General features: G+C 52.5%; 23 protein-coding genes and 1 pseudogene. 2 read left to right on the top strand and 22 right to left on the bottom strand.

The features are described from left to right. From INT22_RS01575 to leuC, 18 genes are all read right to left on the bottom strand, one after another. On the bottom strand, positions 1 to 530 hold a 530-nt coding region (locus tag INT22_RS01575; protein WP_264298795.1), incomplete at its 3' end, for an MATE family efflux transporter. Positions 531 to 695: 165 nt separating this feature from the next. Continuing rightward, positions 696 to 1,280: a YceI family protein gene (locus tag INT22_RS01570; protein WP_193067558.1), complete on the bottom strand. Its 585-nt coding sequence runs from the start codon at positions 1,278 to 1,280 to the stop codon at positions 696 to 698. Positions 1,281 to 1,352: 72 nt separating this feature from the next. Further along, entirely contained in the window at positions 1,353 to 1,907 is a 555-nt protein-coding gene (locus INT22_RS01565; protein WP_193067557.1) for a cytochrome b, read from the bottom strand. Between the two features lie 236 nt (positions 1,908 to 2,143). Continuing rightward, positions 2,144 to 3,343 (bottom strand): O-succinylhomoserine sulfhydrylase, encoded by a 1,200-nt coding sequence (locus tag INT22_RS01560; protein WP_089038172.1) that lies wholly within the window; start codon positions 3,341 to 3,343, stop codon positions 2,144 to 2,146. A 58-nt stretch (positions 3,344 to 3,401) separates the two neighbouring features. After that, the gene (gene purF / locus INT22_RS01555; protein ID WP_089038171.1) at positions 3,402 to 4,925 is read right to left on the bottom strand and encodes an amidophosphoribosyltransferase; all 1,524 of its coding nucleotides are present in this window, start codon (positions 4,923 to 4,925) and stop codon (positions 3,402 to 3,404) included. A gap of 167 nt (positions 4,926 to 5,092) precedes the next feature. Continuing rightward, positions 5,093 to 5,683, bottom strand: a complete 591-nt coding sequence (locus INT22_RS01550; RefSeq protein ID WP_193060580.1) for a CvpA family protein — start codon at positions 5,681 to 5,683, stop codon at positions 5,093 to 5,095. A gap of 3 nt (positions 5,684 to 5,686) precedes the next feature. After that, complete coding sequence (locus tag INT22_RS01545) at positions 5,687 to 6,331, bottom strand: SPOR domain-containing protein (RefSeq protein WP_193060581.1); 645 nt, start codon at positions 6,329 to 6,331, stop codon at positions 5,687 to 5,689. Between the two features lie 42 nt (positions 6,332 to 6,373). Next, positions 6,374 to 7,708 carry a bifunctional tetrahydrofolate synthase/dihydrofolate synthase gene (folC, locus tag INT22_RS01540; RefSeq protein WP_193067556.1) on the bottom strand — a complete coding sequence of 445 codons (1,335 nt, stop codon included), beginning with the start codon at positions 7,706 to 7,708 and terminating at the stop codon, positions 6,374 to 6,376. After that, positions 7,701 to 8,720, bottom strand: a complete 1,020-nt coding sequence (gene accD, locus INT22_RS01535) for an acetyl-CoA carboxylase, carboxyltransferase subunit beta (protein ID WP_193067555.1) — start codon at positions 8,718 to 8,720, stop codon at positions 7,701 to 7,703. Before accD ends, folC begins: the two co-directional genes overlap by 8 nt. 90 nt (positions 8,721 to 8,810) lie before the next feature. Continuing rightward, positions 8,811 to 9,614: a tryptophan synthase subunit alpha gene (gene trpA, locus INT22_RS01530; RefSeq protein WP_193067554.1), complete on the bottom strand. Its 804-nt coding sequence runs from the start codon at positions 9,612 to 9,614 to the stop codon at positions 8,811 to 8,813. Positions 9,615 to 9,622: 8 nt separating this feature from the next. Next, positions 9,623 to 10,861 carry a tryptophan synthase subunit beta gene (gene trpB / locus INT22_RS01525; RefSeq protein ID WP_038483713.1) on the bottom strand — a complete coding sequence of 413 codons (1,239 nt, stop codon included), beginning with the start codon at positions 10,859 to 10,861 and terminating at the stop codon, positions 9,623 to 9,625. Positions 10,862 to 10,947: 86 nt separating this feature from the next. Continuing rightward, entirely contained in the window at positions 10,948 to 11,583 is a 636-nt protein-coding gene (locus INT22_RS01520; RefSeq protein ID WP_193067553.1) for a phosphoribosylanthranilate isomerase, read from the bottom strand. Continuing rightward, the gene (truA, locus tag INT22_RS01515) at positions 11,580 to 12,539 is read right to left on the bottom strand and encodes a tRNA pseudouridine(38-40) synthase TruA (protein ID WP_193067552.1); all 960 of its coding nucleotides are present in this window, start codon (positions 12,537 to 12,539) and stop codon (positions 11,580 to 11,582) included. The genes INT22_RS01520 and truA overlap by 4 nt, the downstream gene beginning before the upstream one ends. A gap of 24 nt (positions 12,540 to 12,563) precedes the next feature. Beyond that, positions 12,564 to 14,090 carry a type IV pilus assembly protein FimV gene (locus tag INT22_RS01510; RefSeq protein ID WP_193067551.1) on the bottom strand — a complete coding sequence of 509 codons (1,527 nt, stop codon included), beginning with the start codon at positions 14,088 to 14,090 and terminating at the stop codon, positions 12,564 to 12,566. Between the two features lie 168 nt (positions 14,091 to 14,258). Further along, entirely contained in the window at positions 14,259 to 15,371 is a 1,113-nt protein-coding gene (gene asd, locus INT22_RS01505) for an aspartate-semialdehyde dehydrogenase (RefSeq protein WP_089038162.1), read from the bottom strand. Positions 15,372 to 15,499: 128 nt separating this feature from the next. After that, a complete protein-coding gene (gene leuB, locus INT22_RS01500) occupies positions 15,500 to 16,579 on the bottom strand; it encodes a 3-isopropylmalate dehydrogenase (RefSeq protein ID WP_038483705.1) in 1,080 nt (359 codons plus the stop codon). 42 nt (positions 16,580 to 16,621) lie between these two features. Beyond that, entirely contained in the window at positions 16,622 to 17,269 is a 648-nt protein-coding gene (gene leuD / locus INT22_RS01495; protein ID WP_193067550.1) for a 3-isopropylmalate dehydratase small subunit, read from the bottom strand. Between the two features lie 3 nt (positions 17,270 to 17,272). Next, positions 17,273 to 18,724: a 3-isopropylmalate dehydratase large subunit gene (gene leuC / locus INT22_RS01490; RefSeq protein WP_193067549.1), complete on the bottom strand. Its 1,452-nt coding sequence runs from the start codon at positions 18,722 to 18,724 to the stop codon at positions 17,273 to 17,275. Between the two features lie 197 nt (positions 18,725 to 18,921). On the opposite strand from leuC, the gene INT22_RS01485 reads away from it, so the two are divergent. Next, positions 18,922 to 19,821, top strand: a complete 900-nt coding sequence (locus INT22_RS01485; RefSeq protein WP_089038159.1) for a LysR family transcriptional regulator — start codon at positions 18,922 to 18,924, stop codon at positions 19,819 to 19,821. 71 nt (positions 19,822 to 19,892) lie between these two features. Here the strand turns inward: INT22_RS01485 and bla are convergent, their stop codons facing one another. The 3 genes from bla to INT22_RS01470 form a co-directional block, all read right to left on the bottom strand. Next, positions 19,893 to 20,786, bottom strand: a complete 894-nt coding sequence (gene bla / locus INT22_RS01480; RefSeq protein ID WP_193067548.1) for a class A beta-lactamase — start codon at positions 20,784 to 20,786, stop codon at positions 19,893 to 19,895. A gap of 77 nt (positions 20,787 to 20,863) precedes the next feature. Next, entirely contained in the window at positions 20,864 to 21,430 is a 567-nt protein-coding gene (locus INT22_RS01475; protein WP_193067547.1) for a GNAT family N-acetyltransferase, read from the bottom strand. A gap of 69 nt (positions 21,431 to 21,499) precedes the next feature. Then, on the bottom strand, positions 21,500 to 22,357 hold the full coding sequence (locus INT22_RS01470; RefSeq protein WP_193067546.1) for a LysR substrate-binding domain-containing protein: 858 nt from the start codon (positions 22,355 to 22,357) through the stop codon (positions 21,500 to 21,502). A gap of 150 nt (positions 22,358 to 22,507) precedes the next feature. Between INT22_RS01470 and INT22_RS01465 the strand changes: the two genes are divergently transcribed. Further along, positions 22,508 to 23,110 carry a glutathione S-transferase family protein gene (locus tag INT22_RS01465; RefSeq protein ID WP_193067545.1) on the top strand — a complete coding sequence of 201 codons (603 nt, stop codon included), beginning with the start codon at positions 22,508 to 22,510 and terminating at the stop codon, positions 23,108 to 23,110. Between the two features lie 54 nt (positions 23,111 to 23,164). On the opposite strand, the pseudogene INT22_RS20165 reads toward INT22_RS01465, so the two are convergent. Further along, positions 23,165 to 23,360: pseudogene (locus INT22_RS20165) on the bottom strand (hypothetical protein); the annotation flags it as partial.

Below are 23,360 nucleotides of genomic sequence, written 5' to 3'. Positions count from 1 at the left end.
AATAGCGGGTCCAATCCCAGGTTAATAAGGCTACTGAGCACCATCATCTTACCTGGCAGCCGTGTATCGCCGTGAGCACGAAACACGCTATAGATAAAATAGAGCAGCGCGCCTAGCCAAGCTGAAAATAGCTGTGGCCCCCAGTAAGCGCGTATATAAACCAGCGCGCTATCATCGGCACCTAACAGCCTAAATATGGGCACTTGAAGAAACCAAAGCGCGATGACTAGTAGGCCGATGACAAGCCCACCGGCAATTAGCACAAGGCTGCTTAACCGCTTCGCTCGAACGTCTTCTCCAGCGCCTAGGGCGCGGGAAATAAGCGCCGCAATCGCGATCCCCATTCCCACTTGAATACCAATAATCAGAAATGACAAAGGAAAGGTAAACGACTGAGCGGCCAAGGGCGCTGTTCCCAAACGGGCAATAAAAGCACTATCTACAAGCTGGAAACCCAATAGCGCCAACACGCCAATGGCCATCGGCCACGTTTGACGCCATAAGGTTATCGCCAGCTCGCGTTGCTGCATAATGACCGCTGCCAAAGAGAAATCCTCAAAACAGAGTAGATAGCGGTGAACGCCACCTAGTTAACAATACTTGCAACCTACGAGATGTAAGTTGTTTCTGGTAACTCCCAACGCAAAAGCGCCACCACCCAGGCAAGGGTGATGGCGCTTTCGGCTTACGCTCGCTTACTGACGAATGCCTTCAAACGTCACGTAAAGCTCCAGCTCGTGCATCGCTTCTGGGAAGTCACTCATATCAATACCAAAATCACCCAGCGTTAACATGGTGCTTCCTTCAAAACCTGCACGGTAATTGCCCCAGGGGTCATCACCTTCGCCCATCAAGGTAACAGGCATTTCAATTTCCTGTGTCTCACCATGAAGCGTTAGCTCACCAGTTACGACGCCTTCATTTTCACCCGTTGATTCAAAACCTGTTGAAGTGAAAGTTGCCGTAGGAAATTCGCTGGCATCAAGAAAATCGCTGCTTAAGAAGTGACGATCACGCTCTGCATGATTAGTGCTCAGGCTGCCCACCTGCACTTCCATTTCTACAGAAGAGGCTTCTAAATCCTCGGGGTCATATGAAAATTGACCGTCAAACTCTTCGAAAGTACCCAGAATATAGGAAAAGCCGAGGTGGCTAATTTTGAATTGAACAAAGGCGTGCTGGCCTTCAGTATCAATTTGATATTCTGCTGCTTGCGCTTGGCTGAACGTCGCTAGCGAAGCGGCGGCAATTGCAGTAGCAAAAGCGGTTTTCTTTAACATCGTGGAAATCTCCTTTATTTTCCTAATAAACACTACGAGCAAACTATCAGCGCAGTGGACAAAAAAATTCCATTATCGCTTGCGGCCATGAGCAGGGTTAACCATCCGCACAAGTGTCGAGTGGCGATCCCACCAATGATGCTTCATCGCGGCTAGCGCGTGCCCTGCAGCCAATACCATAAGCGCCAGGGCGCTGTACCAGTGAACATCGCCTGCCAGACTAGCTTGATCAGGAAGCCCGTGAAGCAGTGCTGGCACTTCAAACCAGTCAAACACGCTAATTCCGCGCCCATTGGCGGTAGAAATCAAATAGCCACTAACAAGCACTAACAATAACAAGACATACAGCATTATGTGGCCAGCATGGGCAGCTAGGCGTTCAAAGCGACTACCCTCTGCATGAGGCGTTGGTTGAATTAAGCGCCATATCAAGCGAGCAAAGGTAGCAATTAACAACAAGATACCAATCGAGCGATGCACCCACGGCCCTTGGTTATACCATGTATCGTAGTAACCAAGATCTGTCATCCACCAGCCAAGAACAAACAACCCCACAATCGTTAGTGCACTAAGCCAGTGAAGAGCAATACTAATGACTCCCCATCCACTCTGCGTGTTCCGCCACATCCTTGCTTTCCTCGTTCTAAACAGCGATTGTTCATGCCCGCTGTAAGCACATTTCTACCTAAAGCATACCGTCTTAATGATCAAAACACTGCTGAAAAAAGCAGAACACACCATTCGTAAAAAACGTTTGTTAAAAACATTGCTAAATGCCGTAGTTACAAAAATGCCGTCAGCGAAGCAAGCAATAAAAAAACCGGCCACGAATGACCGGCTTATCAAAACGCTATTTGAATCGCTCAGCCAGCCGCCAAAGCATCCAACCCAGCGGCAAGATCGCGCTGAATGTCAGCCTGGCTTTCCAGCCCCACCGCTACGCGAATCAACCCAGGGGCGATACCTGCGGCTTCTTTCTGCACATCGGAGAGACGTCCATGCGTTGTGGTGGCTGGATGGGTAATGGTGGTTTTAACATCTCCGAGGTTACCCGTTATAGACAGCATTTTGGTGGCGTCAATGACCTGCCAAGCTCCCTCCTGGCCACCTTTCACCTCAAAGCCCAATACGGCACCAAACCCTTGCTGCTGTTTTTTGGCAAGCGCATGCTGAGGATGGGCTTCTAAGCCACTGTAGTGCACTTTATTAACGGCCGGGTGTTGATCTAGCCAGAGCGCCAAAGTCAGCGCATTCTCGCAATGTGCTTTCATGCGCAACGATAAGGTTTCAAGCCCTTTGGTGAAAATCCACGCATTAAAGGGACTCAGGCAAGGCCCGCAAGTACGTACCACACCAAACACTTCTTCCAGCACGTCGTGTTTACCAACCACCGCGCCACCAATAGCACGTCCCTGGCCATCCAGATACTTCGTTGCAGAATGGATGACTAAGTCAGCGCCAAGCGCAATTGGCTGCTGAAGTGCCGGTGTTAAGAAGCAGTTATCAATCGCCAACAATGCACCACTTCGCTTAGCAAGTTCGGCTAATGCTGGAATATCCGCGACTTCAGACAGCGGGTTGGACGGTGTTTCCGCAAACAACAGCTTGGTATTTGGGCCGATGGCCTCTTCCCAGGCAGAAACGTTAGATAGTTCTACATAACGAGTCGTGATACCAAATTTGCCCAGGTATTTGTCAAACAAACTCACGGTAGAACCAAACAGCGAGCGCGATGCAACGATTTCATCGCCGGCACTTAGCAGTGCCAACGCCGTCGATAAAATGGCCGACATACCCGAACTTGTTGCCACGCACCGCTCACCACCTTCAAGCGCCGCCAAACGGCGCTCGAACGTATGCACAGTAGGATTAGTAAAGCGTGAATAGACGTTGCCCGGCTCCTGCCCCCCAAACTTGCGCGCGGCTTCAGCCGCGCTTTCGTAAACAAAGCTTGAAGTGGGAAAAATGGGCTCGGCATGCTCTTGCTCAAACGTACGGTGATGGCCCGCGCGAATGGCAAGGGTCTCTAGCGACCAATCGTCCTGGTGACTATCATCATGCATGGCTGAGCACCTTTAAAACGTCAATAAAAGTTGTAATACGAGCTATTAATCCGCGGCATTAGTCGTCAAGATCGTCATCATCTTGGTTATGCATACCCACTAGCGCATGATCACCCGCACTTTGATCTTTGGCTGCGTCATTACGACTCGCTTCAAGCACCGCCAAGTAGGCATCATCAATGTCACCAGTGACATAGTTGCCGTCGAAGACAGAGCAGTCAAACTCATCCATTTCAGGATTAACCTCACGGCAAGCCGCTTTCAAATCTTCCAGGTCTTGATAGAAAATTCGATCCGCACCAATCAGCTGACCAACCTCTTCTTCTGTGCGGCCATGCGCAATCAGTTCTTTTGCCGCAGGCATATCAATGCCATAGACATTAGGGTAGCGAACGGGCGGAGCAGCAGAAGCGAAATACACTTTACGGGCCCCTGCATCGCGCGCCATCTGAATAATCTGCTTACAGGTGGTTCCACGCACGATAGAGTCATCCACCAGCAGCACATTTTTGCCTTTGAATTCGACATCAATGGCATTCAGTTTTTGACGCACCGATTTTTTACGCTGCGTTTGGCCAGGCATAATAAACGTGCGGCCAATATAGCGGTTCTTCATAAACCCTTCGCGATAGGTCACCCCTAAGTGCTGCGCCATCTCAAGGGCAGAAGTGCGCGACGTATCGGGAATTGGGATAACAACGTCAATATCGTGATCAGGCCATTCATTAAGAATGCGGTCGCCAAGCTTGCGCCCCATCTGCATACGCGTGCCATACACGTAGGCACCATCAAGAATAGAGTCGGGGCGCGCAAGATAGACATGCTCAAAAATACAGGAACGCAGCACAGGTCGATCAGCACAGACCTGAGTATGAATCTGCCCCTGCATGTCGACAAAAATCGCTTCACCGGGCGAAAGGTCACGCTCCAGCTCAAAGCCGCCGACATCTAGGGCGACAGATTCCGAAGCAATCATGACCTCCTGCCCCTCGTCACTTTGGCGAGTACCAAACACTACAGGACGAATGCCATGATGATCCCGAAATGCCACCATACCAAAACCGTTAATGATCGCGACCGCCGCGTAGCCGCCTTTGCAGCGCCGGTGCACTCTACGAACGGCATCAAAAATATCCTCAGCTTCCAGGTGCAAACCCTGTTTACCCAACTCATGGGCAAATACGTTTAGCAACACTTCAGAATCAGAGCTGGTATTGATGTGACGAAGGTCCGTCGAGAAAAGTTCTTGCTTTAACTGATCAGAGTTAGTCAGGTTACCGTTGTGAGCCAGCGCAATACCGTAGGGGGAGTTGACATAAAACGGCTGAGACTCAGCTTCGCTAGAGGAACCTGCGGTTGGATAACGCACGTGACCAATGCCAAGGTTACCTTTTAGGCGAGCCATGTGGCGGGTATGGAACACATCTCGAACCAGCCCATTACTCTTGCGCAGTAGGAAGCGTCCCTCGCTCCAAGTCATCATGCCGGCAGCGTCCTGACCCCGATGCTGAAGTACGGTCAGAGCATCATAGATTCCCTGATTTACCGCCTGCTTGGCCAGAAGGCCCACTATACCGCACATTCAAGTTACCTCGCTTTAGTGCCATGGTTCACCGTAGCAAACCCGTACGTTCATCAAACGAATGCAAGCCACTGCCTATTTCTCGGTCGCAAAAGCGGGCATTGGTAGACAGCAGCTAACTGTATTACTAACTAAACATCACGTCGCGCCATCATTAAACAGCGCACTCACTGGCCACCATTTTCAGATGTTGGCGTAAAAGACTGTGGAACTGGCTCTTCCTGAGCGCCGAAATCTGGCAACGAAATATCGCGGAGCGAGTCAGGTGCTTGCGGTAGCTCCCGTTCCCATTGATCTAACTGGCTTACCGCCCAATCGCGCAGCTCAATAAACGTCGGCCGTAGCTCAGCTTCTTGCCAAGCCTGTAACTCAGCCAAGGGCGTTAGTGTAATAAGGACGGTTGCCACCAATAAAATGACAGCGCCACGAGCAAGCCCAAAGGCAGCGCCGGCAAAGCGGTTAAGCAACCCCATACCGACCCACTCTACCGCCGCATGAACAAGGCGGATCACAATCCCGCAAAGTAAAATGACCGCAAAAATCACTAAAATAAATGCCAGCACTAAGCGCGCATCGAAACTGTCGATGAACCCGCTCATTAGATCTGCTACCGGCTCTGCCAAGACGCGCGCTACCAACAATGCGACTACCCATGCGGCCAGCCCAAGAGCTTCCCTGACAAATCCGCGCATAAAGCCGGCCAGCATGGAAAGTGCCAACACCGCCAGGAAAAGCGCGTCTATCCAAGTAAGTGCCATAAGTTAATTTCTCACTCGCACTAACAGGCCCTGTACATTGGCACGCTGTTTAATAATCGCCATCGCAGACTCGCCGTCTTCAGACGTCGCATATGGTCCAACATAAACAGAGGTGAGGTTATTATCACGCTCGCGTAGATAGGTGCTAAACCCCGCCTGAGAAAGCTGATCGCTTAGCCGCTTCGCGTTACCCGCATCACCAAAACTGCCTACTTGAACGGCCCACTCGCCTTGGGAAGAAGATGTTGGGCCAGCAGCATTCGATGATGTGTTAGAAGAGCTGGTAGACGCGTTATTACGGTTATTGGCAGCCATTAACTCAGCGATTGGATCATCTGCTCCAGCACTCTGAGCATTAGAGCTACTGGCTTGATCGGTTTGTGGCTGTCTTGGATTGGCATCAATTGGCACACTATTGGCCGCGCTATCTACAGAACGACCTTCACTTGAGGACGTGTTGATAGATGACGGCATTTGCGGAACCGGAACATCTTGCTGTGTTGCCTCAACAGGCCGTTCAATAACAAACGTAGGCTGAGGGCGCTCTTCTCGGGGAGCAGGATCACTCATCAACCACGGCACGAAAATCGCCAGCAACGCGAGTAAAATGACAATACCACTGATGCGTTCCGTTTTACCGTATTTCATATCCCTCTCCATCAAGCTTAGCGAGCACAACGGTTAGGCCGATTAAGCTTGCGGCAGTGTTATTTCCAACAAGGCCGCAACTGTAAAAAACGAGCCGGTAACTAACACCCGGTCGGAGGGTGCCAACTGCTCAGCCATTATCTGCACTCCAGCCTCTGGGGAACTGGCGCAACGATGTACACGCCCACCCAGAGATGTGATACGCGCCGCCAATTCGGCAGCTGACCGACCACGCTCACCCTCCAACGTCACGCATACCCAGTCAGTAATGCGGGGTAGCAAAACGCTAATAACACCATCAGCGTCTTTATCATTTAGCATGCCGATCAACGCCCACTGCCGACCACCTTTAGGCACCGATGGGAGCCGTCTAGCGACATAATCGGCTGCATGAGGATTATGCCCGACATCCAAGCACCACTGCCCTATCCACTGCATACGTCCTGGCACTTGCACCTCATGAAGCGCACGGCGGCATGCGTTTGCATTCACCACTAATCCGCTAAGTATCAATGCTTGGAGAGCCGTTGCTGCATTATCAATCGGCAAACCGGGATCAGGAAGGTCTGTCAGAGAAATAACCTCTCCCTGGCAGCTCAGTCCACTCCAGCTCCATTCAGACGGGCTATCAGCGGCAGAGTCATCATCAATTGAGTGGCTAAACGCCTCACCAAGACAGTAAACAGGAGCGGCAATCGCATTGGCAGCCGCTGCTACACTGCTGGGAAGCAGTCGACTGCCCAATACAGCGGGTTTTGCAGCACGAAAGATGCCTGCTTTTTCTCGGCCAATTTGGGCAATATCAGACCCCAAAAAATTGGCATGATCCTGAGCAATGGTGGTGACAATAGCAACGTCTGCATCAATGATATTGACGGCATCCAATCGCCCACCCAGACCAACTTCGAGCAGCGCTAAGTCGAGGTTTTCCTGTGCTAGGCACCAGAGGGCACACAGCGTTCCCGCCTCAAAATAGGTTAAGCTAATTTCAGGCGTTTGTAGCCTAGCGTCCTCTACGCGAGAGAAACCAGTCATTAGCCGCTGGTCGTCAGCATAGTCACCATTGATCGTCACGCGCTCGTTATAGCGCACTAGATGGGGCGAAGTATAAGTACCTACCCGCAAGCCGTGCGTGCGTGCGACAGCATCCATCATGGCAAGGGTTGACCCCTTGCCATTCGTACCCGCCACCGTAATCACCTGTGTTGCAATCGGTCGACTTAGCAACCCCATGCGCTTGGCAACTTCTGCTACGCGCTCAAGCCCCATATCAATCCCTACAGGGTGCAGGGTTTCAAGGTAGTGCAGCCATTCGGCTAAAGACCCAGGAGTTAAAGCGTCAGAAGCTAAAGATTCAGGGGCTATAGACTTAGACATTGCGGGTCGAATCGTCGCTCTTAACGGTGCTGGCTTCGCTATGCGTTTCAGGCGTATCAACGTCTGTTGCATCTACAGCATCGGCTATTGGCGCTTCATCAACCAACGGCTCGTCAATCGATGCGTCGTCACTGACATCACCTTCGCTAGGCAGCGCGATATTATGCGTCAGCTTACGCAGCACACCACCAACACGAGCACGCATATCATGACGATGCACAATCATATCTACGGTGCCGTGTTCCAGCAGAAATTCACTGCGCTGAAAACCTTCCGGCAGCGTTTCACGGACGGTTTGCTCAATAACGCGCGGGCCAGCAAAGCCAATCAAGGCATTGGGCTCGGCGATATTTAGATCGCCCAGCATCGCTAGCGACGCGGATACCCCGCCAAACACTGGATCTGTCAGCACAGAAATGTAAGGCACACCCGACTGCTTAAGCTTTTCAAGCGCTGCCGAGGTTTTGGCCATCTGCATGAGTGAAAACAGTGCTTCTTGCATCCGTGCCCCACCAGAAGCGGCAAAGCAGATCAGCGGAAGCCGCTCTTCAAGGGCAATGGTTGCCGCGCGGACAAACTTCTCGCCCACAACCGCCCCCATTGAGCCACCCATGAAGGTAAATTCAAAAGCAACAGCTACAACCGGAAGCCCGTCTAGCTCGCCACGCATAGCAACCAGCGCATCTTTTTCACCGGTCTCTTTTTGGGCAGCCGTTAAGCGATCTTTGTATTTTTTAGAGTCGCGAAATTTCAAGCGATCATTAGGCTCAATCTCAGCCGCAATCTCTTGGCGATTCTCTTTATCCAAAAACCAGTCCAAACGTTTACGCGCGATCAACCGTAAATGGTGGTCGCACTTGGGGCAGACGCTGTGGTGCTTCTCAAGCTCGGGGAGGTAGAGAACCGCTTCGCACTTGGGACATTTACGCCAGAGGCCATCGGGCACGCTGGCGCGACGGTCTTTACGCTGGATACGCCCCATGGAGGGCACAATCTTGTCTAACCAGCTCATATCAAAAAGTTTCCGTATACGTCATGCTTAGCAACGCCAAGCTTGATGAGTGTCGTCAATCAATTCAGTGTAGACGATGAGGGGATACGCTTAGGCATCCATCGCGGTGCGCATGTCGCCCAACACGCTTTTAAGCTGACCAGCAATGGTTTCAGGTGCGTCAACGCTCTCTGCAATGCGGTTCACTAGCGCACTGCCAACAATCACACCATCAGCGACTTTCGCCACTTCAGCGGCGGTCACACCATCGCGGATACCGAAGCCAACACATAATGGCAAATCGGTCATTTCGCGCAAGGGCGCGAGATGCTCTGCCACATCGTCAGCATTGAGTGTAGCAGCACCGGTAACGCCCTTAAGCGAAACATAATAGAGATAGCCCTCACCGTGGGCGCATATTGTAGCGGCACGAGCATTGGAAGTGGTAGGCGCAACCAAGAAAATCGCTGCTAAATCGCGGGCTTTTAACAGCGGGCCAAGCTCATCAGCCTCTTCAGGCGGCATATCTACCACGAGCACGCCATCAACGCCAACGCTTGCCGCTTTATCAGCAAACGTTTCATAGCCAATCCGCTCTATCGGATTGAGATACCCCATCAGCACGATAGGCGTTTTAGCATCCACTTGGCGGAAATCAGCGACCATATCCAGCAGGTCAACCAAGCGAGTGCCTTGCTTAAGCGCTCGCTCACAGGCCTTTTGAATCACCGGGCCATCGGCCATTGGGTCTGAAAACGGCACGCCAAGCTCAATAATATCAGCCCCCGCCTCTACTAGGGCATGCATAAAGCCCACAGTGTACTGAGGCGCAGGGTCGCCGGCGGTAATATAAGGAATCAGGGCCTTACGACCCTGCTCTTTTAATTCGGAAAAACGCTGGTCAATACGGTTCATGCTAGCCCTTAAAACTCAATGCCATCGATGTTCGCAACGGTCATGATATCTTTATCACCACGACCAGAAAGGTTGACCACGATATGTTGGTCAGGGCGCATGGTCGGTGCCAGCACCTTCGCATGAGCAAGCGCATGGGCGGATTCCAATGCTGGCATAATCCCTTCCATGTGCGTCAGTTCACGAAACGCTTCCAGCACTTCTTTATCGTTTGCGGCTACGTAGTTAACTCGCCCAACATCTTTCCATAGCGCGTGTTCAGGCCCAACCCCTGGGTAGTCGAGGCCAGCAGAAATCGAGTGCGTGTCTGACACTTGTCCCGCTTCGTCAGACATCAAGTAAGTTCGGTTACCATGCAAAACACCACGCGGCGCATTCGTCGAAAGCGGCGCGGCATGTCGGCCTGTTTCGATACCATCGCCACCGGCTTCGACACCGTACATCGCCACCGCATCATCTTCGACGAAGGGATAGAATAGGCCCAAAGCGTTGGAACCACCGCCCACACAGGCAATCAGCGCATCTGGCAAACGCCCAATTTGCGCTAATGACTGTTGGCGCGCTTCACGCCCCACTACCGAGTTGAAATCACGCACCAACTGCGGATAAGGGTGCGGACCCGCTACAGTGCCAATAATGTAGAACGTGTTATCAACGTTGGTGACCCAGTCACGCAAGGCTTCATTCATTGCGTCTTTAAGCGTACGAGTGCCTGACTCGACCGGGATTACGCGCGCGCCCAATAGGCGCATACGATAAACGTTCAGCTTCTGGCGCTGAACGTCTGCCGCCCCCATATAAACGTCACACTCCAGGCCTAAGCGAGCTGCCACAGTCGCCGTAGCAACACCGTGCTGGCCTGCTCCGGTTTCAGCAATAACCCTGGGCTTGCCGGTTTTTTTGGCTAATAGCGCTTGGCCAATGGTGTTATTAACCTTATGAGCACCGGTGTGATTTAAGTCTTCACGCTTCAACCAAATTTGCGCGCCACCTAGCGACTGTGACCAACGCTCTGCATGGTAAAGCGGCGAAGGACGCCCCACATAATGGGCAAGATCACGGTCAAACTCAGCCTGGAAATCGGGATCATCACGCAGACTCAGGTAGGTCTGCTCTAACTCTTCCAGGGCAAAGCTCAGGGTTTCCGACACAAACCGGCCGCCGTAGGGGCCAAAATGACCACGGGCATCCGGCATTCGGGTCAGGTCGCTGAACTTGGTTTCAGTCGCTGAGACAGTCACAGGCATACCTCACAAGATCGCCAGAACAGGCAAACAATAAATGAACTAACAATGAGGCGTAGTCACCCTGTTGGGTACGCTACGCAATGAGCTTAATGGGCGCTGGCTAACGCCACATTTTGAACAAAAGATGCCATTAACGCGGCATCTTTTATGCCATGAGATATTTCTATACCACCAGAGACATCAATAGCATAAGGCATTACTTGGTTAACCGCAGAAGCCACATTATCAGCCGTTAACCCACCAGCCAGGATAACAGGTTTTTCTAAGGTTGCGGGGATTCTAGACCAATCAAACGTCTCTCCCGTTCCCCCTGGGATACCAGGTCGATAGGCATCTAATAGTAGCGCCTGTGCAAGCGAGTAGTCAGCCGCCGCCTGATGCAGGTCGATATCATCACGCATGCGCAGTGCTTTAATCCAAGGCCGTCCAAACTGCTGACAGAACGAGGCTGGCTCATCACCATGAAACTGAATTAAATCCAAGTAAGGTAAGCACTGCTCAATGAATTCAGCGGGCTGATTAACAAACAATCCCACTCGCGTCACAAAGGCAGGTACTTCCACTGCCAACTCTTCCAGCACAGCAGGCGTTATGCTGCGGGCGCTCTTAGGCCACATCACGAAACCAAGTGCGTCCACACCAAGCGATGCTGCCAGCGCGACGTCCTCATGGCGAGTTAAGCCACAAAATTTAATCCGCGTACGACCAGAACGCGCGCTCATAATGGGGTCTCCTGCTGCTCTGAAGGCGCTGACTCTTGGTTTAAAGGCGTCTGACTCTTAAACGTCAGCTTGCGCCGTGCGGCAATGCGCGGATTATCAGGTAACTGACGCTCCCCGGTCCACTCACCGGTAAATGCGAGCAGGTTGGGGCCTAACGGCTCTTTGGGCAGATCAAATCGTTCATCATAAAGTGAGTCTACGAAATGAAGGCCACAGGCCGGTGCAGTGACATCGCCTTTTCGGCGATTCTTCAGTGCCAGCAGGCGCGCAATGTGCCCTTCATCTTGTGAACCGCGCCCTACGCTAACCAGTGCCCCCGCAATATTGCGAATCATGTGGTGCAAAAAAGCATTGCCCTGAATATCAATGACCACTATTGGCCCATAGCGTTTCACTTCTACAAAGTGCATTTGCCGCCAAGGCGTTTTGGACTGGCAGCCCGCCGCTCGAAAGCTGCTGAAGTCATGCTCGCCTACCAGGGCCTGCGCAGCCCGATGCATGGCATCGGCATCTAACGGATCTCGACACCAGGTTACGTTGTGGCGTTCTAACACCGGACGACTAAGTTGATTCAACAAAATATAACGATAACGACGCCCAAGTGCGCCCAAGCGGGAATGGAAGTCATCGGACACAGGTTTTACCCAGCGCACCGCGACATCTCTCGGGAGATTGGTATTACTGCCAAAAATCCAGGCTTTCTCAGAACGCTGAACAGGCGGGTCAAAATGGATGATCTGACGGGTGGCATGCACGCCAGAATCGGTTCGACCACTGGCATGAATACGCACTGGCGCGCTGGCCACTTTCTCTAGCGCATCTTCCACCGCTTGTTGAACAGAAGCTGCGTGTTTCAAACGCTGAAAGCCGCAAAAGCGCGTACCATCATATTCAATGCCCATCGCTAGGCGCCCCGTTAGGGGCTTTGTTTCGTCAAAATGGTAAAACAGCGTCATGAAGCCACGTCACATAGAAGATAGTTAGGGTGTGCCATTATCCCGACGTCGAGGCTCAAATGCCACCTCTTCGATTTCCCAGCGTTCCTCGACGCTCTTCCGCCCAGATTGGCTGTCCCCCATGACTGAAGGTGAAGACGTCTCCTGCCGTTCGGCCTCAACTATCGGTACTGGCTCACTGTTAGCTGGTACTGTATCGGCCGTTGATGAATCCCGCGCTGGTGGTTCAGTAGTAGATGAAGGCGTAGTAGATGAAGACGTAGCAGGTGAAAACGTAGCAGGTGAAAACGTATCAGCGTTATAAACTGAGGAAGTGGGCGGAACATCTTCCCACTGCCGTTCGCGACGTCTGCGAGACCAGACTAGCGCTCCCAACAAAAGCGCTAACGCAGTACTAGCAAGCGGCCATTGATAGGCAGTAATGCGCTCAACAATCGTGTCTGACGCACTCTGCGAACGGTTCAGGTTAGGCACCTCGTTAGCTGTATGACTGTTTGCCATCAGCGCGGCACTCCCCGCCAGCGCATCTGATATTTCTTGAGTTTGCTGAAGCTCGCGCTGAGAAGCGCTCAATGCTTGGGTTAGCGACGCCACCTCTTGACGCAGCATGACTAGCTCTTCATGCATTTCTTCGCGCTCGTCAAGCGCCGCTAGCAGTCTATCCTGGCTCTCCAACAGCTGTTCAGCAAGCACTTGTTCGATGGCGACAGTATCGGATGTTTGCGGGGATGAATCAGTGCCTTGGTCGACACTTTCCAGGGTTGGCTCGCCCACCTGCTCCACGCTCGAATCGCTAAGGCTTTCAGATTTTTCTTGGGGCTCAACCTGACGGTCTACAGGCTGACGCATCGCTTGAATCGCCGGGGCAGCATTGCTGGACGTTCGTGACGTAACCTGTTGACGGGTAGGGATATTGAGCGTCTGGCCTGCACGGAGTTCATCTACATTGCCAGTGGGAAACGCAGCAGGATTAGCGGCTAAGAGCGCCGTCATCATTTGTTGAATGGTTACATCGGCTGGCTTCACCCTTGCGGCAACGCTCCAAAGAGTATCGCCACTGGCTACGTAGACAATATCGCGTGCGGCCGATGCCATAGAAGCGGCTGCGCTGCTGGTCGCTTCGGCCGAGCCAATGGCGTCAATAGGGCTACCTAACGCGTATTCGGGTGGATCAAACAACAGCGTTAAAGCGCGCGTCTGCCGCCCTTCTGGCGAAGAAATCGTTAACAGTAGATCCAACCATGGCTCATGAACTGCCTGGGAAGAGCGCAGCAAAAGCCGATGCCCAGCAGACTGCTCTTGAACCTGAACACTGATACTTGCGGTAAGGGGTGTCCACTCCAACCCCAGCGCTCTAAACGCCGATTCGTTTGCCAGGTCGACACGTAAATCACTCAGTGCGAAGCGCTCGCTTTCCTGAAGCGGCACAGTGGCCTCAAGCGGCGCATCTAACGGCGAACTTACCGTTGCCTGGCCCAACCCAAGCGCCACTGCCAGCGGGCTAATAGCGCTCAGCGATAGCCCCAACATCCCTGTTAACTGTTTTCTCATAAAGGCCTCTGCTGCCTTTTATTTGGTTGCGGCCAAGCCACACTTTCTTACATTTACTTAGCAAAATCACACTCTGCCTCCTTTTTACCACACCCAGAGAATAAAAAAACGGGAAGCTGCGAACAGCTTCCCGTTTTTATCAACGCCTTTATTTAAGCGTGGCGTGCTCTACTGCTCGCGTAAGATCTTCAGCATACGCTTGAGCGGCTCGGCAGCACCCCATAACAACTGGTCACCAACACTGAAGGCTGACAAGTATTCGCCGCCCATATTCAGCTTGCGAAGACGACCGACCGGTACTTGCAGCGTGCCAGTCGCAGCAGCGGGCGTTAGGCCAGCAACTGTAGCGTCTTTGTCATTCGGGATCAGCTGAACCCACTCATTATGCTTAGCAATACGATCTTCGATCTCATCAAGCGGCACATCCTGCTTCAGCTTAATAGTGAACGCTTGGCTGTGAGAACGCATTGCACCGATGCGCACACAAAGGCCATCGATGGGGATCGGGTTATTTTGCAAACCTAAGATCTTGTTAGTCTCAACGCTGCCCTTCCACTCTTCACGGCTTTGGCCGTTATCAAGCTTGGTATCGATCCATGGCAATAGGCTGCCCGCTAGCGGCGCACCGAAATTATCCGTGGGGAAGTCACCACTACGCATTGCAGCAGTCACTTTACGGTCGATATCCAGAATCGCGCTAGAGGTATCTTTAAGCTCTTCGCCTACGCTGTCGCGTAGTTGACCCATCTGGTTCAACAGCTCGCGCATGTGCTTGGCGCCTGAACCGGAAGCTGCTTGGTACGTCATGGAGGTCATCCACTCGACCATGTCTGCTTCGAACAAGCCACCCAAGCCCATCAGCATCAGGCTCACGGTGCAGTTGCCGCCGACAAAGGTTTTAGCACCCTTCGCTAACTGGTTATCGATCACCTTACGATTGACCGGATCCAGAATAATGGTCGCTTCGTCTTCCATACGCAGGGTGCTGGCCGCATCAATCCAGTAGCCTTTCCAGCCCGCCTCACGTAAGTCTTTATAAACCGGCTTGGTATAGTCGCCGCCTTGACAGGTCACCACCACGTCCAGTGCTTTTAACGCATCAATATCAAACGCATCTTTCAGTGGAGGCACGTCCACGCCGATATCGGGGCCAGGCTGACCAACTTGGGAGGTGGTGAAAAATACCGGTTCAATACCGTTAAAATCACCATCTTCCTGCATGCGCTGCATCAGCACTGAGCCAACCATGCCACGCCATCCCACGAAACCGACTTTCAACATGTGAAGTCCTCCAACTAAGAATGAGAGCAATATTATACACAAATATTAGACACAACGTCGGCCACCCCTAGGGTGGCCGACTGTTAATACCTTTCAGCGTCAACTAGTTAGCACGCTTTATACATAATTTAATTTTTTGCGAAGGCCGCCAATACGGCATCACCCATCTCATCGGTAGAGACACGGCGCGTGCCTTCAGAGGCAATGTCAGCAGTACGCAAGCCATCATCCAATACACTGCCAACAGCGGCTTCAATGCGCTCAGCCATGGCGGTTTCATTCAATGAATAGCGTAACATCATCGCGACCGACAGCATCATCGCTAACGGGTTAGCAATATTCTGCCCAGCGATATCCGGCGCGCTACCGTGGCAAGGCTCGTACATGCCCTGCCCACTCTCGTTTAGCGACGCTGAAGGCAACATGCCAATAGAGCCGGTAAGCATGGCAGCGGCATCGGAAAGAATATCGCCAAACATGTTGCCCGTCACTACCACATCAAACTGTTTCGGCGCGCGCACCAACTGCATGGCGGCGTTATCCACGTACATATGGGAAAGTTCAACATCCGGGTACTCTGGTGCTAAACGCTCCATCACTTCACGCCACAGAATAGTGACTTCCAACACGTTGGCTTTATCCACCGAGCAGAGTTTTTTGCCGCGCTTCTGAGCCATTTCAAAGGCAACGCGACCAATACGCTCAATTTCGCTTTCAGAGTAGATGTAGGTGTTAAAACCCACCCGCTCGCCGTTGCGCTCTTCAATGCCACGTGGCTGGCCGAAATAAATGCCACCGGTAAGCTCGCGGACAATCATAATATCCAGCCCAGCCACTAACTCCGGCTTCAAGCTAGAGGCGCTAGCCAACTGCGGATAAAGCATGGCCGGACGCAGGTTGCCGAACAAACCTAAGTTTTTCCGCAGACCTAACAGGCCTTTTTCAGGACGCTTAGAAAGGTCTTCGAGCGTGTCCCATTTAGGGCCACCAACAGCGCCCAGCAAAATAGCACTGGCTGCCTTGGCTTTTTCTAGCGTTTCAGCAGGCAGTGGCTCACCGTGAACATCGTAAGCAGAGCCACCGACAAGGCCTTCCTCGACGTCGATATCCAAACCAGCTTCCTGGCAGGCCTTCAGCAAGCGGGCCGCCTGAGCCGCAATTTCAGGACCAATACCATCACCCGGCAGCAGTAATACCTTATGAGTCATGCAATTTCCTTAGCATTTCAAACGTTAAAGGTGAATGAACACTTATGCAGACTGGCGGAACAACCAAGGACGCTGCTGGCGGTGTTTTTCTTCAAACGCGCGAATTGCGTCTTCGTCCTGCAGGGTAATACCAATATCGTCCAAGCCGTTCAGCAGGCAGTGCTTACGGAACGCATCCACCTCAAATTCGAGAATTTCGCCACTGGGCGTGATGACCCGCTGGTTCTCTAAATCTACGTCTAATTGATAGCCTTCGCTGCCTGCCACTTCCGCAAACAGGCGGTCAACAACGTCTTCTTCCAAGGTAATCAGCAGAATGCCGTTTTTGAAAGCATTGTTGTAGAAAATATCGGCAAAGCTTGGCGCAATCACCGCTTTAAAACCAAAATCTTCGAGCGCCCACGGGGCGTGCTCGCGTGAACTACCACAGCCAAAGTTGCGGCGCGCCAGCAATACTTCAGCACCTTGGTACCGCGGTTGGTTCAAGACAAAATCTGGGTTCAGCGGGCGCTGCGAACAGTCTTGCCCTGGCTGGCCTTCATCCAGGTAGCGCAGTTCATCAAACAAGTTCACGCCAAAGCCAGTGCGCTTAATCGACTTCAAAAACTGCTTCGGAATAATCAGGTCGGTATCGACATTAGCACGGTCAAGCGGCGCGACGATTCCTTCTAAACGTTCAAACTTTTTCATGGCTTAGGCCTCCTGCGCGTGGCTAGTGTCGTTAGCGGGTAAGGTACGTACATCAACAAAGTGACCAGCAATCGCTGCCGCCGCGGCCATCGCAGGGCTCACCAGATGTGTGCGACCGCCGTAACCCTGACGACCTTCAAAATTGCGGTTAGACGTTGATGCACAGTGTTCACCAGCGCCCAACTTGTCGGCATTCATTGCCAAGCACATTGAGCAACCCGGCTCACGCCATTCAAAGCCTGCTTCAATAAAGATTTTATCCAAGCCTTCTGCTTCCGCCTGGCGTTTCACCAAACCAGAGCCCGGCACCACCATGGCAAGCTTAATCGAGCCAGCGACTTTATTGCCTTTCGCTACCTTGGCCGCTTCGCGTAAATCTTCGATACGCGAGTTAGTACAGGAGCCGATAAATACTTTATCGAGCTTGATATCGGTAATTTTCTGGTTTGCCTGCAAGCCCATATATTCGAGGGCACGCGCATGGCTGCGCTGCACGGTGTCATCCAGCGCGGCTTGGGGATCTGGCACTTGACCGGAAATACCGGTGACCATTTCCGGGCTAGTCCCCCAACTGACCTGAGGCTCGATCTCTTCAGCTCGCAGAGTAACTACTTTATCGAACTGCGCATCGGCATCGGAAACCAGGCTACGCCAATCGGCTACGGCGGCTTCCCACTGCTGGGCGGTGGGCGCAAAGGGACGCTCGGCCAGGTAATCAATCGTCGTGTCATCGACGGCAATCAGGCCCACACGGGCACCCGCTTCAATGGCCATATTGCATACGGTCATGCGGCCTTCCATAGAGAGCGACTCAATCGCACTACCGGCAAACTCAATGGCATAGCCCGTACCACCAGCGGTGCCAATCTTGCCAATAATCGCCAACACCACGTCTTTAGCGGTCACGCCCAGGCCAAGCTCGCCTTCCACGCGCACTTGCATGTTCTTCATTTTTTGCGCCAGCAAGCACTGGGTCGCCATGACGTGCTCAACTTCTGAGGTGCCAATACCATGGGCCAAGGCACCAAATGCACCGTGGGTAGCGGTGTGGGAGTCGCCGCACACCACGGTCATACCAGGCAACGTTGCGCCCTGCTCTGGGCCTACCACGTGCACGATACCCTGGCGCGGGTCGTTGATTTTGAACTCTTCAATGCCGTACTCAAGGCAGTTATCGTCCAAGGTTTGTACTTGGATTAACGACACGGGGTCTTTAATACCGCTATTGCCTTCAGCGCGCTCTTTTACCGTCGTAGGCACGTTGTGGTCAGGCGTTGCCAAGTTAGCATCTAAACGCCAAGGCTTGCGATTAGCCAGGCGCAGTCCTTCAAACGCCTGGGGCGAGGTGACTTCGTGAAGCAACTGGCGGTCGATATAGATCAACGCCGTGCCGTCGTCACGCTGTTTCACCAAATGTTGATTCCAGAGTTTGTCGTAAAGCGTTTGACCTGACATGTTGCTCTCCTGGGCATTGCCCTGCTAGTTCGGTATGGCAGCCTCTACGTGCTGCTTATGTGGCTATACAGGCAGTGTCACGCGAGTCGCGCATAAAAGCAATTCATGTTATTCATAGATTAGATTCCAAACTGGAATACTTATTCAGTAGCACCTATTAACTACCTAGTTAGAAATACCTGTTCAGGGAGTCGCAAGTGGATACTCAAAGCCTGCAAGCATTTCTGGCCGTTGCCGAAACCCAGAGCTTTTCCCGCGCGGCAGAACAACTGTATTTAACCCAGCCTGCGGTAAGCAAACGCATCGCCACTCTGGAAGACCAACTTGGTACCCGGTTGTTTGACCGCATCGGGCGGCGCATTGCGCTGACCGAAGCGGGCAATGTATTACTTCCCAAAGCACAGCACATACTGTTTACCGTGGAAGACAGCCGCCGAGCACTCGCCAATCTTTCCGGCCAAGTAGGCGGTAAGCTAATGCTAGCCACCAGTCACCACATCGGCCTACACCGACTGCCCCCGCTTTTAAAGCAATACACTCACCGCCACCCGGAAGTGGCGTTAGACCTGCACTTTCTGGACTCAGAGCTAGCCTACCAAGGCGTGGTCGACGGCACGCTGGAGATGGCAATAGTCACTCTCGCCCCCCACCCCGTTGAACAGCTTCACGTGGTAGAGCTATGGCGCGACCGGCTGTGTTTTGTCTGCGCCACCGACCACCCACTGGCGCAGCGTACCCGCCACACCAGCAGCCCGCTCAGCTTGACTGAATTATGTGAATTCAATTGCGTGCTGCCAGGTGCCAAAACCTTTACCCGCACCTTGATTGGCCAACGTTTTGCCGAAGTGGGCCTACAGCTTCCCGTCAGCATGGCGACAAACTATTTAGAAACGCTGAAAATGATGTGTAGCGTGGGCCTGGGCTGGAGCCTACTACCTGAAAACATGATCGATAGCGAACTCATCGAGCTCAATGTAGACACCGCTCCCATCCAGCGCCCGTTGGGCTATCTCGTCCACACCAGCCGTACGCTTTCCAATGCCGCTAAAAAAATGATTGAAGAACTGGAAAGCACCCGCCACGCCACTCTCAACTAGCCGCACGCACCAGTGTTGCGGGAAAGCGATACGCGGGCCTATCAATCACCCGCGAAGCGACGCCTGAACAATTACAAAGCGCTATCCGTCTCCACAACCTCTCGGATCACACTGCCCAATTCAGCTATCGCGCTATTTCGTTCTTCAAAGGATGCGTCAGTTTCGGTGATATAAAACGCCACAATGGTAGGCTTGCGCTCAGGCGGCCATATAACAGCGGTAATCGATCTTGAACCAAAACCACCGGCTCCCGTTCGATCTCCAATTACCCACTCATCAGGCATTTGTGACCTAAACAAGCCATCAGCCACTTCATTATTAACCAACCATTCACGCAGTTGGTTTTTCGACTGGAGCGATAACGCGTTTCCCACTACCAGCTTCTCAAGGTTACTCACCATTGCATTGGGCGTGGAGGTATCACGCTCATCATGTGGAGCAGCCTCGTTTAACTCTGTCTCCCAGCGGTCCAAACGCGTGACACTATCACCCAGTTCTCTTACAAACGCCGTCACGGCCTGCGGTCCACCAATCGCCTGTAAGATCAGGTTAGCCGCGGTGTTATCGCTGGTTGTCATCGTCGCTTCGCAGAGTTCAAACAGCGATATTTCCCGGTTATCCGCATACGCTTCGGTAACGGGTGAATAGGTGACAATGTCAGAAGCAGATACTTTCACTTGTCTTTCGAGTTGCTCACTTCCTTCATCCACACGCTGCAGCAGCGATGCACACGCTAAGGTTTTAAAAGTGCTGGACATCGCGAACAGCTGGTCTGCGTTGTATTCCCAGCGCTGCCCAGTTTCCAGGTCATAGGCTGCAAAACCAACGCGTGCATCCAACTGCTCCTCTATACGCTCAACCTCTGTAAGCAAATTATCATCCTGAGCCATCAACACAGAAGGAACCGCTATTAAGCAAATCGACATAACCCAGCGCGAAACTCGTTGTTTGCAATCCACTTTCATAATCCTTTTAAAATCATAAAATCTATAACGAAGGGTAGAAGCATGGTGCCCGTCGCACACAAGGCCTGGAAGGTTTATTAAGCGAGGGAGTTTGACGACTGGTCACTTACCAACCTTCCATATAAGGCGGAATCAGAGACAACACCATTCACTTCCCATCGCTGTCGAAGCAACCCTTCTAGAGTAAAGCCAAGCTTCTCGAGCGCTTTCGCTGAGGCGTGATTATCTGGGTCAATTTCAGCTTCAATACGACGAAGCCCCAGTGCATTAAAACCATACTGTATCAAGGCTACACCCGCCTCATGGATATAGCCTTTTCCCCAATAGCGCTGGCCTAAGCCAAAGCCGACCTCAGCACGCTTAGACTCTTTGTCATAACTAAAGAGCATGCACTTACCCACCAGATCACGTGTTGACTTTAGATATATCCCAAGCACCAGTGACTCTTCACGCAGCATCGAAGCGTTGCTGACATCAATAAAATCCAAAGCGTCCTGAATATCTGACCAAGGTGCCGTATTCCAATATTTCATCACTTCAGGAGAAGAAAATATGTCTAGCAGGCTTTCTGAATCATCGGTTGCTAATGGCCGCAGTGTCAGCCGTTCGGTTTCGATCACTGGGAAAAATAGTCCTTCTGACATTCATAACTCCTTTTTTGCATGACGCCTCCAACCCGTGCAACTGCACAGCCCGCGCGACACAACGACATTCTATGTCTCGTGCAGCCTAAGCGATAACGCTTTTGCCAACTCTCCCGCCCAACTCACCGACACCAAAGGATGCCCAGAGGAAGAGCTGACCAGCACAATATCAATACTAGGCAGTGCCGGCATTTCATGGGCAGCATCGACTTCGACCAAATCACTCGGCAAGGAAGCCGTCGCCGCCGCCGTGATGGCCTTGCCCTGCCGAACCAACCCCATCAAAGCTCCTGCGTTGGCACTGAGCGCCTTAATGCGGTAAGAGCGGCGTGTTTTGTTTAGGCCATCCAAAGCCGAGCTGTGAAATTTGCAGTCGGCTTCATACAGAGCTAAAGGCAACGTTGCGTGCTGCTGCCAGTCAAATTCCGGGTGCTGTATCCAAATTCCCTTATCAAGCATCAGCACATGACCTTCATCACTGTTGGCCGCTCGCGTCAGGATAGCCAAGTCCAGCGCTCCCTCATCCAGCTGCTTTCGCAACGTGATGGTAGGTGCGCATATCAGCTGTAGCTGAACACTAGGGTGTTGGTCATGAAGGGTATCTACCAACAAAGGTAGCAGGCTCTGGGCGTAGTCATCTGGGCTGCCAATACGCAACGTCGGTAAAGCGGCGCTCGATCTCAGTTGAACTAGCGCCTCATCATGCATTGCCAGCAATCGGCGAGCATAGCTGACAAGACGTTTGCCCTCGTTGGTGAGCTCTAGATTGCGGCCTTCTTTAAAGAACAAGCTGCAGCCGACCTGCTCTTCCAGCCGCTTCATTTGCATGCTGAGCGCGGCCTGGGTTCGGTGCACTTGACGCGCGGCACGGGTAAGGCTGCCGGTATCAACCACGGCAATATAGGTGCGCAGGAGATCCATATCCATTTAACGAGGCCTCTATCCATCAGCCCCACTGATGGCTGATATTAGTACTATTCGTTTGTCGAACTTCGCGGAAAGCGAAACACTGTCCTCCGCGGCTTGGGTGTGCATTCCAGACCGGCCATCCTCGCGTTCAAATCACAGGAGACGACGATGATCTTGCACGACTACCTACCCTCCGGCAACGGCTACAAAGTGCGCCTATTACTGAATTTGCTGGATAGACCCTATGACTATCGTCATTACGATATCGTGCATGGAGAAACGCGAACCCCGGCATTCTTGCAGAAGAACCCCACCGGCAAGATTCCGGTACTGGAGCTCGACGACGGCCGCTTTCTCAGCGAGTCGAACGCCATCCTCTTCTATCTAGCCCAAGGGAGTGATTATTGGCCGGAAGACCACTGGGATCAGGCCCAGGCCCTGCGCTGGATGAACTTTGAGCAGTACAGTCACGAGCCCAACATCGCCACACCGCGCTTCTGGCTGACTCACCTTGGCCTGAATGATGAACGCCAAGCACAACTCGCGGGTAAACAAGCACTGGGGCGCGAAGCGCTAGCGGTGATGAACGATCACTTGGCAAGGCAGGACTGGTTCGCCGCAGGTCGCTACACCATCGCGGATATTGCCCTCTTCGCTTATACCCATGTAGCGGAAGATGGTGGGTTCACACTGGCGAATTATCCCAACGTTTGCCGATGGCTGGATCGGGTAGCGTCTCACCCGAACCACATTGCGATCACAGCGGAGTAAGAGCCGTTCCCATGCTGGCAATTGCTAAGCTTAAAATTGCACCAGTTCAACTTCCTATAGCTTTCTCTTGGCTAGCACAGCCACGTTGTTAAAAACCGGGTTGTTGGTAATAGGACGAACATTTGACAAACACCAAGCCAAATAACCCGGTTCCCAGCCATTTGAACAAGCAGCCTTCACTTCAGAAGGCTGCCATTCATGTATCGCTTCAACATCCACAATTGCTACGTAAGCGTCCATTCCGCGACGT

This window comes from Halomonas sp. 3D7M (assembly GCF_014897885.1).
Taxonomy (GTDB): domain Bacteria; phylum Pseudomonadota; class Gammaproteobacteria; order Pseudomonadales; family Halomonadaceae; genus Vreelandella.
This window is presented reverse-complemented; position numbering and strand designations above follow the sequence as displayed.

What these genes read in the sequence shown, in the direction of transcription:
- INT22_RS01560 (WP_089038172.1), bottom strand. Translation starts at nt 3,343, where the DNA reads ATGCATGATGATAGTCACCAGGACGATTGGTCGCTAGAGACCCTTGCC.
- purF (WP_089038171.1), bottom strand. Translation starts at nt 4,925, where the DNA reads ATGTGCGGTATAGTGGGCCTTCTGGCCAAGCAGGCGGTAAATCAGGGA.
- INT22_RS01545 (WP_193060581.1), bottom strand. Translation starts at nt 6,331, where the DNA reads ATGAAATACGGTAAAACGGAACGCATCAGTGGTATTGTCATTTTACTC.
- INT22_RS01475 (WP_193067547.1), bottom strand. Translation starts at nt 21,430, where the DNA reads ATGTCAGAAGGACTATTTTTCCCAGTGATCGAAACCGAACGGCTGACA.
- folC (WP_193067556.1), bottom strand. Translation starts at nt 7,708, where the DNA reads ATGTCTAAGTCTATAGCCCCTGAATCTTTAGCTTCTGACGCTTTAACT.
- accD (WP_193067555.1), bottom strand. Translation starts at nt 8,720, where the DNA reads ATGAGCTGGTTAGACAAGATTGTGCCCTCCATGGGGCGTATCCAGCGT.
- INT22_RS01570 (WP_193067558.1), bottom strand. Translation starts at nt 1,280, where the DNA reads ATGTTAAAGAAAACCGCTTTTGCTACTGCAATTGCCGCCGCTTCGCTA.
- INT22_RS01550 (WP_193060580.1), bottom strand. Translation starts at nt 5,683, where the DNA reads ATGGCACTTACTTGGATAGACGCGCTTTTCCTGGCGGTGTTGGCACTT.
- INT22_RS01520 (WP_193067553.1), bottom strand. Translation starts at nt 11,583, where the DNA reads ATGAGCGCGCGTTCTGGTCGTACGCGGATTAAATTTTGTGGCTTAACT.
- leuB (WP_038483705.1), bottom strand. Translation starts at nt 16,579, where the DNA reads ATGACTCATAAGGTATTACTGCTGCCGGGTGATGGTATTGGTCCTGAA.
- leuD (WP_193067550.1), bottom strand. Translation starts at nt 17,269, where the DNA reads ATGAAAAAGTTTGAACGTTTAGAAGGAATCGTCGCGCCGCTTGACCGT.
- bla (WP_193067548.1), bottom strand. Translation starts at nt 20,786, where the DNA reads ATGAAAGTGGATTGCAAACAACGAGTTTCGCGCTGGGTTATGTCGATT.
- asd (WP_089038162.1), bottom strand. Translation starts at nt 15,371, where the DNA reads ATGTTGAAAGTCGGTTTCGTGGGATGGCGTGGCATGGTTGGCTCAGTG.
- INT22_RS01565 (WP_193067557.1), bottom strand. Translation starts at nt 1,907, where the DNA reads ATGTGGCGGAACACGCAGAGTGGATGGGGAGTCATTAGTATTGCTCTT.
- trpA (WP_193067554.1), bottom strand. Translation starts at nt 9,614, where the DNA reads ATGAACCGTATTGACCAGCGTTTTTCCGAATTAAAAGAGCAGGGTCGT.
- truA (WP_193067552.1), bottom strand. Translation starts at nt 12,539, where the DNA reads ATGACGCTGTTTTACCATTTTGACGAAACAAAGCCCCTAACGGGGCGC.
- INT22_RS01465 (WP_193067545.1), top strand. Translation starts at nt 22,508, where the DNA reads ATGATCTTGCACGACTACCTACCCTCCGGCAACGGCTACAAAGTGCGC.
- leuC (WP_193067549.1), bottom strand. Translation starts at nt 18,724, where the DNA reads ATGTCAGGTCAAACGCTTTACGACAAACTCTGGAATCAACATTTGGTG.
- INT22_RS01470 (WP_193067546.1), bottom strand. Translation starts at nt 22,357, where the DNA reads ATGGATATGGATCTCCTGCGCACCTATATTGCCGTGGTTGATACCGGC.
- trpB (WP_038483713.1), bottom strand. Translation starts at nt 10,861, where the DNA reads ATGCCTGTGACTGTCTCAGCGACTGAAACCAAGTTCAGCGACCTGACC.
- INT22_RS01510 (WP_193067551.1), bottom strand. Translation starts at nt 14,090, where the DNA reads ATGAGAAAACAGTTAACAGGGATGTTGGGGCTATCGCTGAGCGCTATT.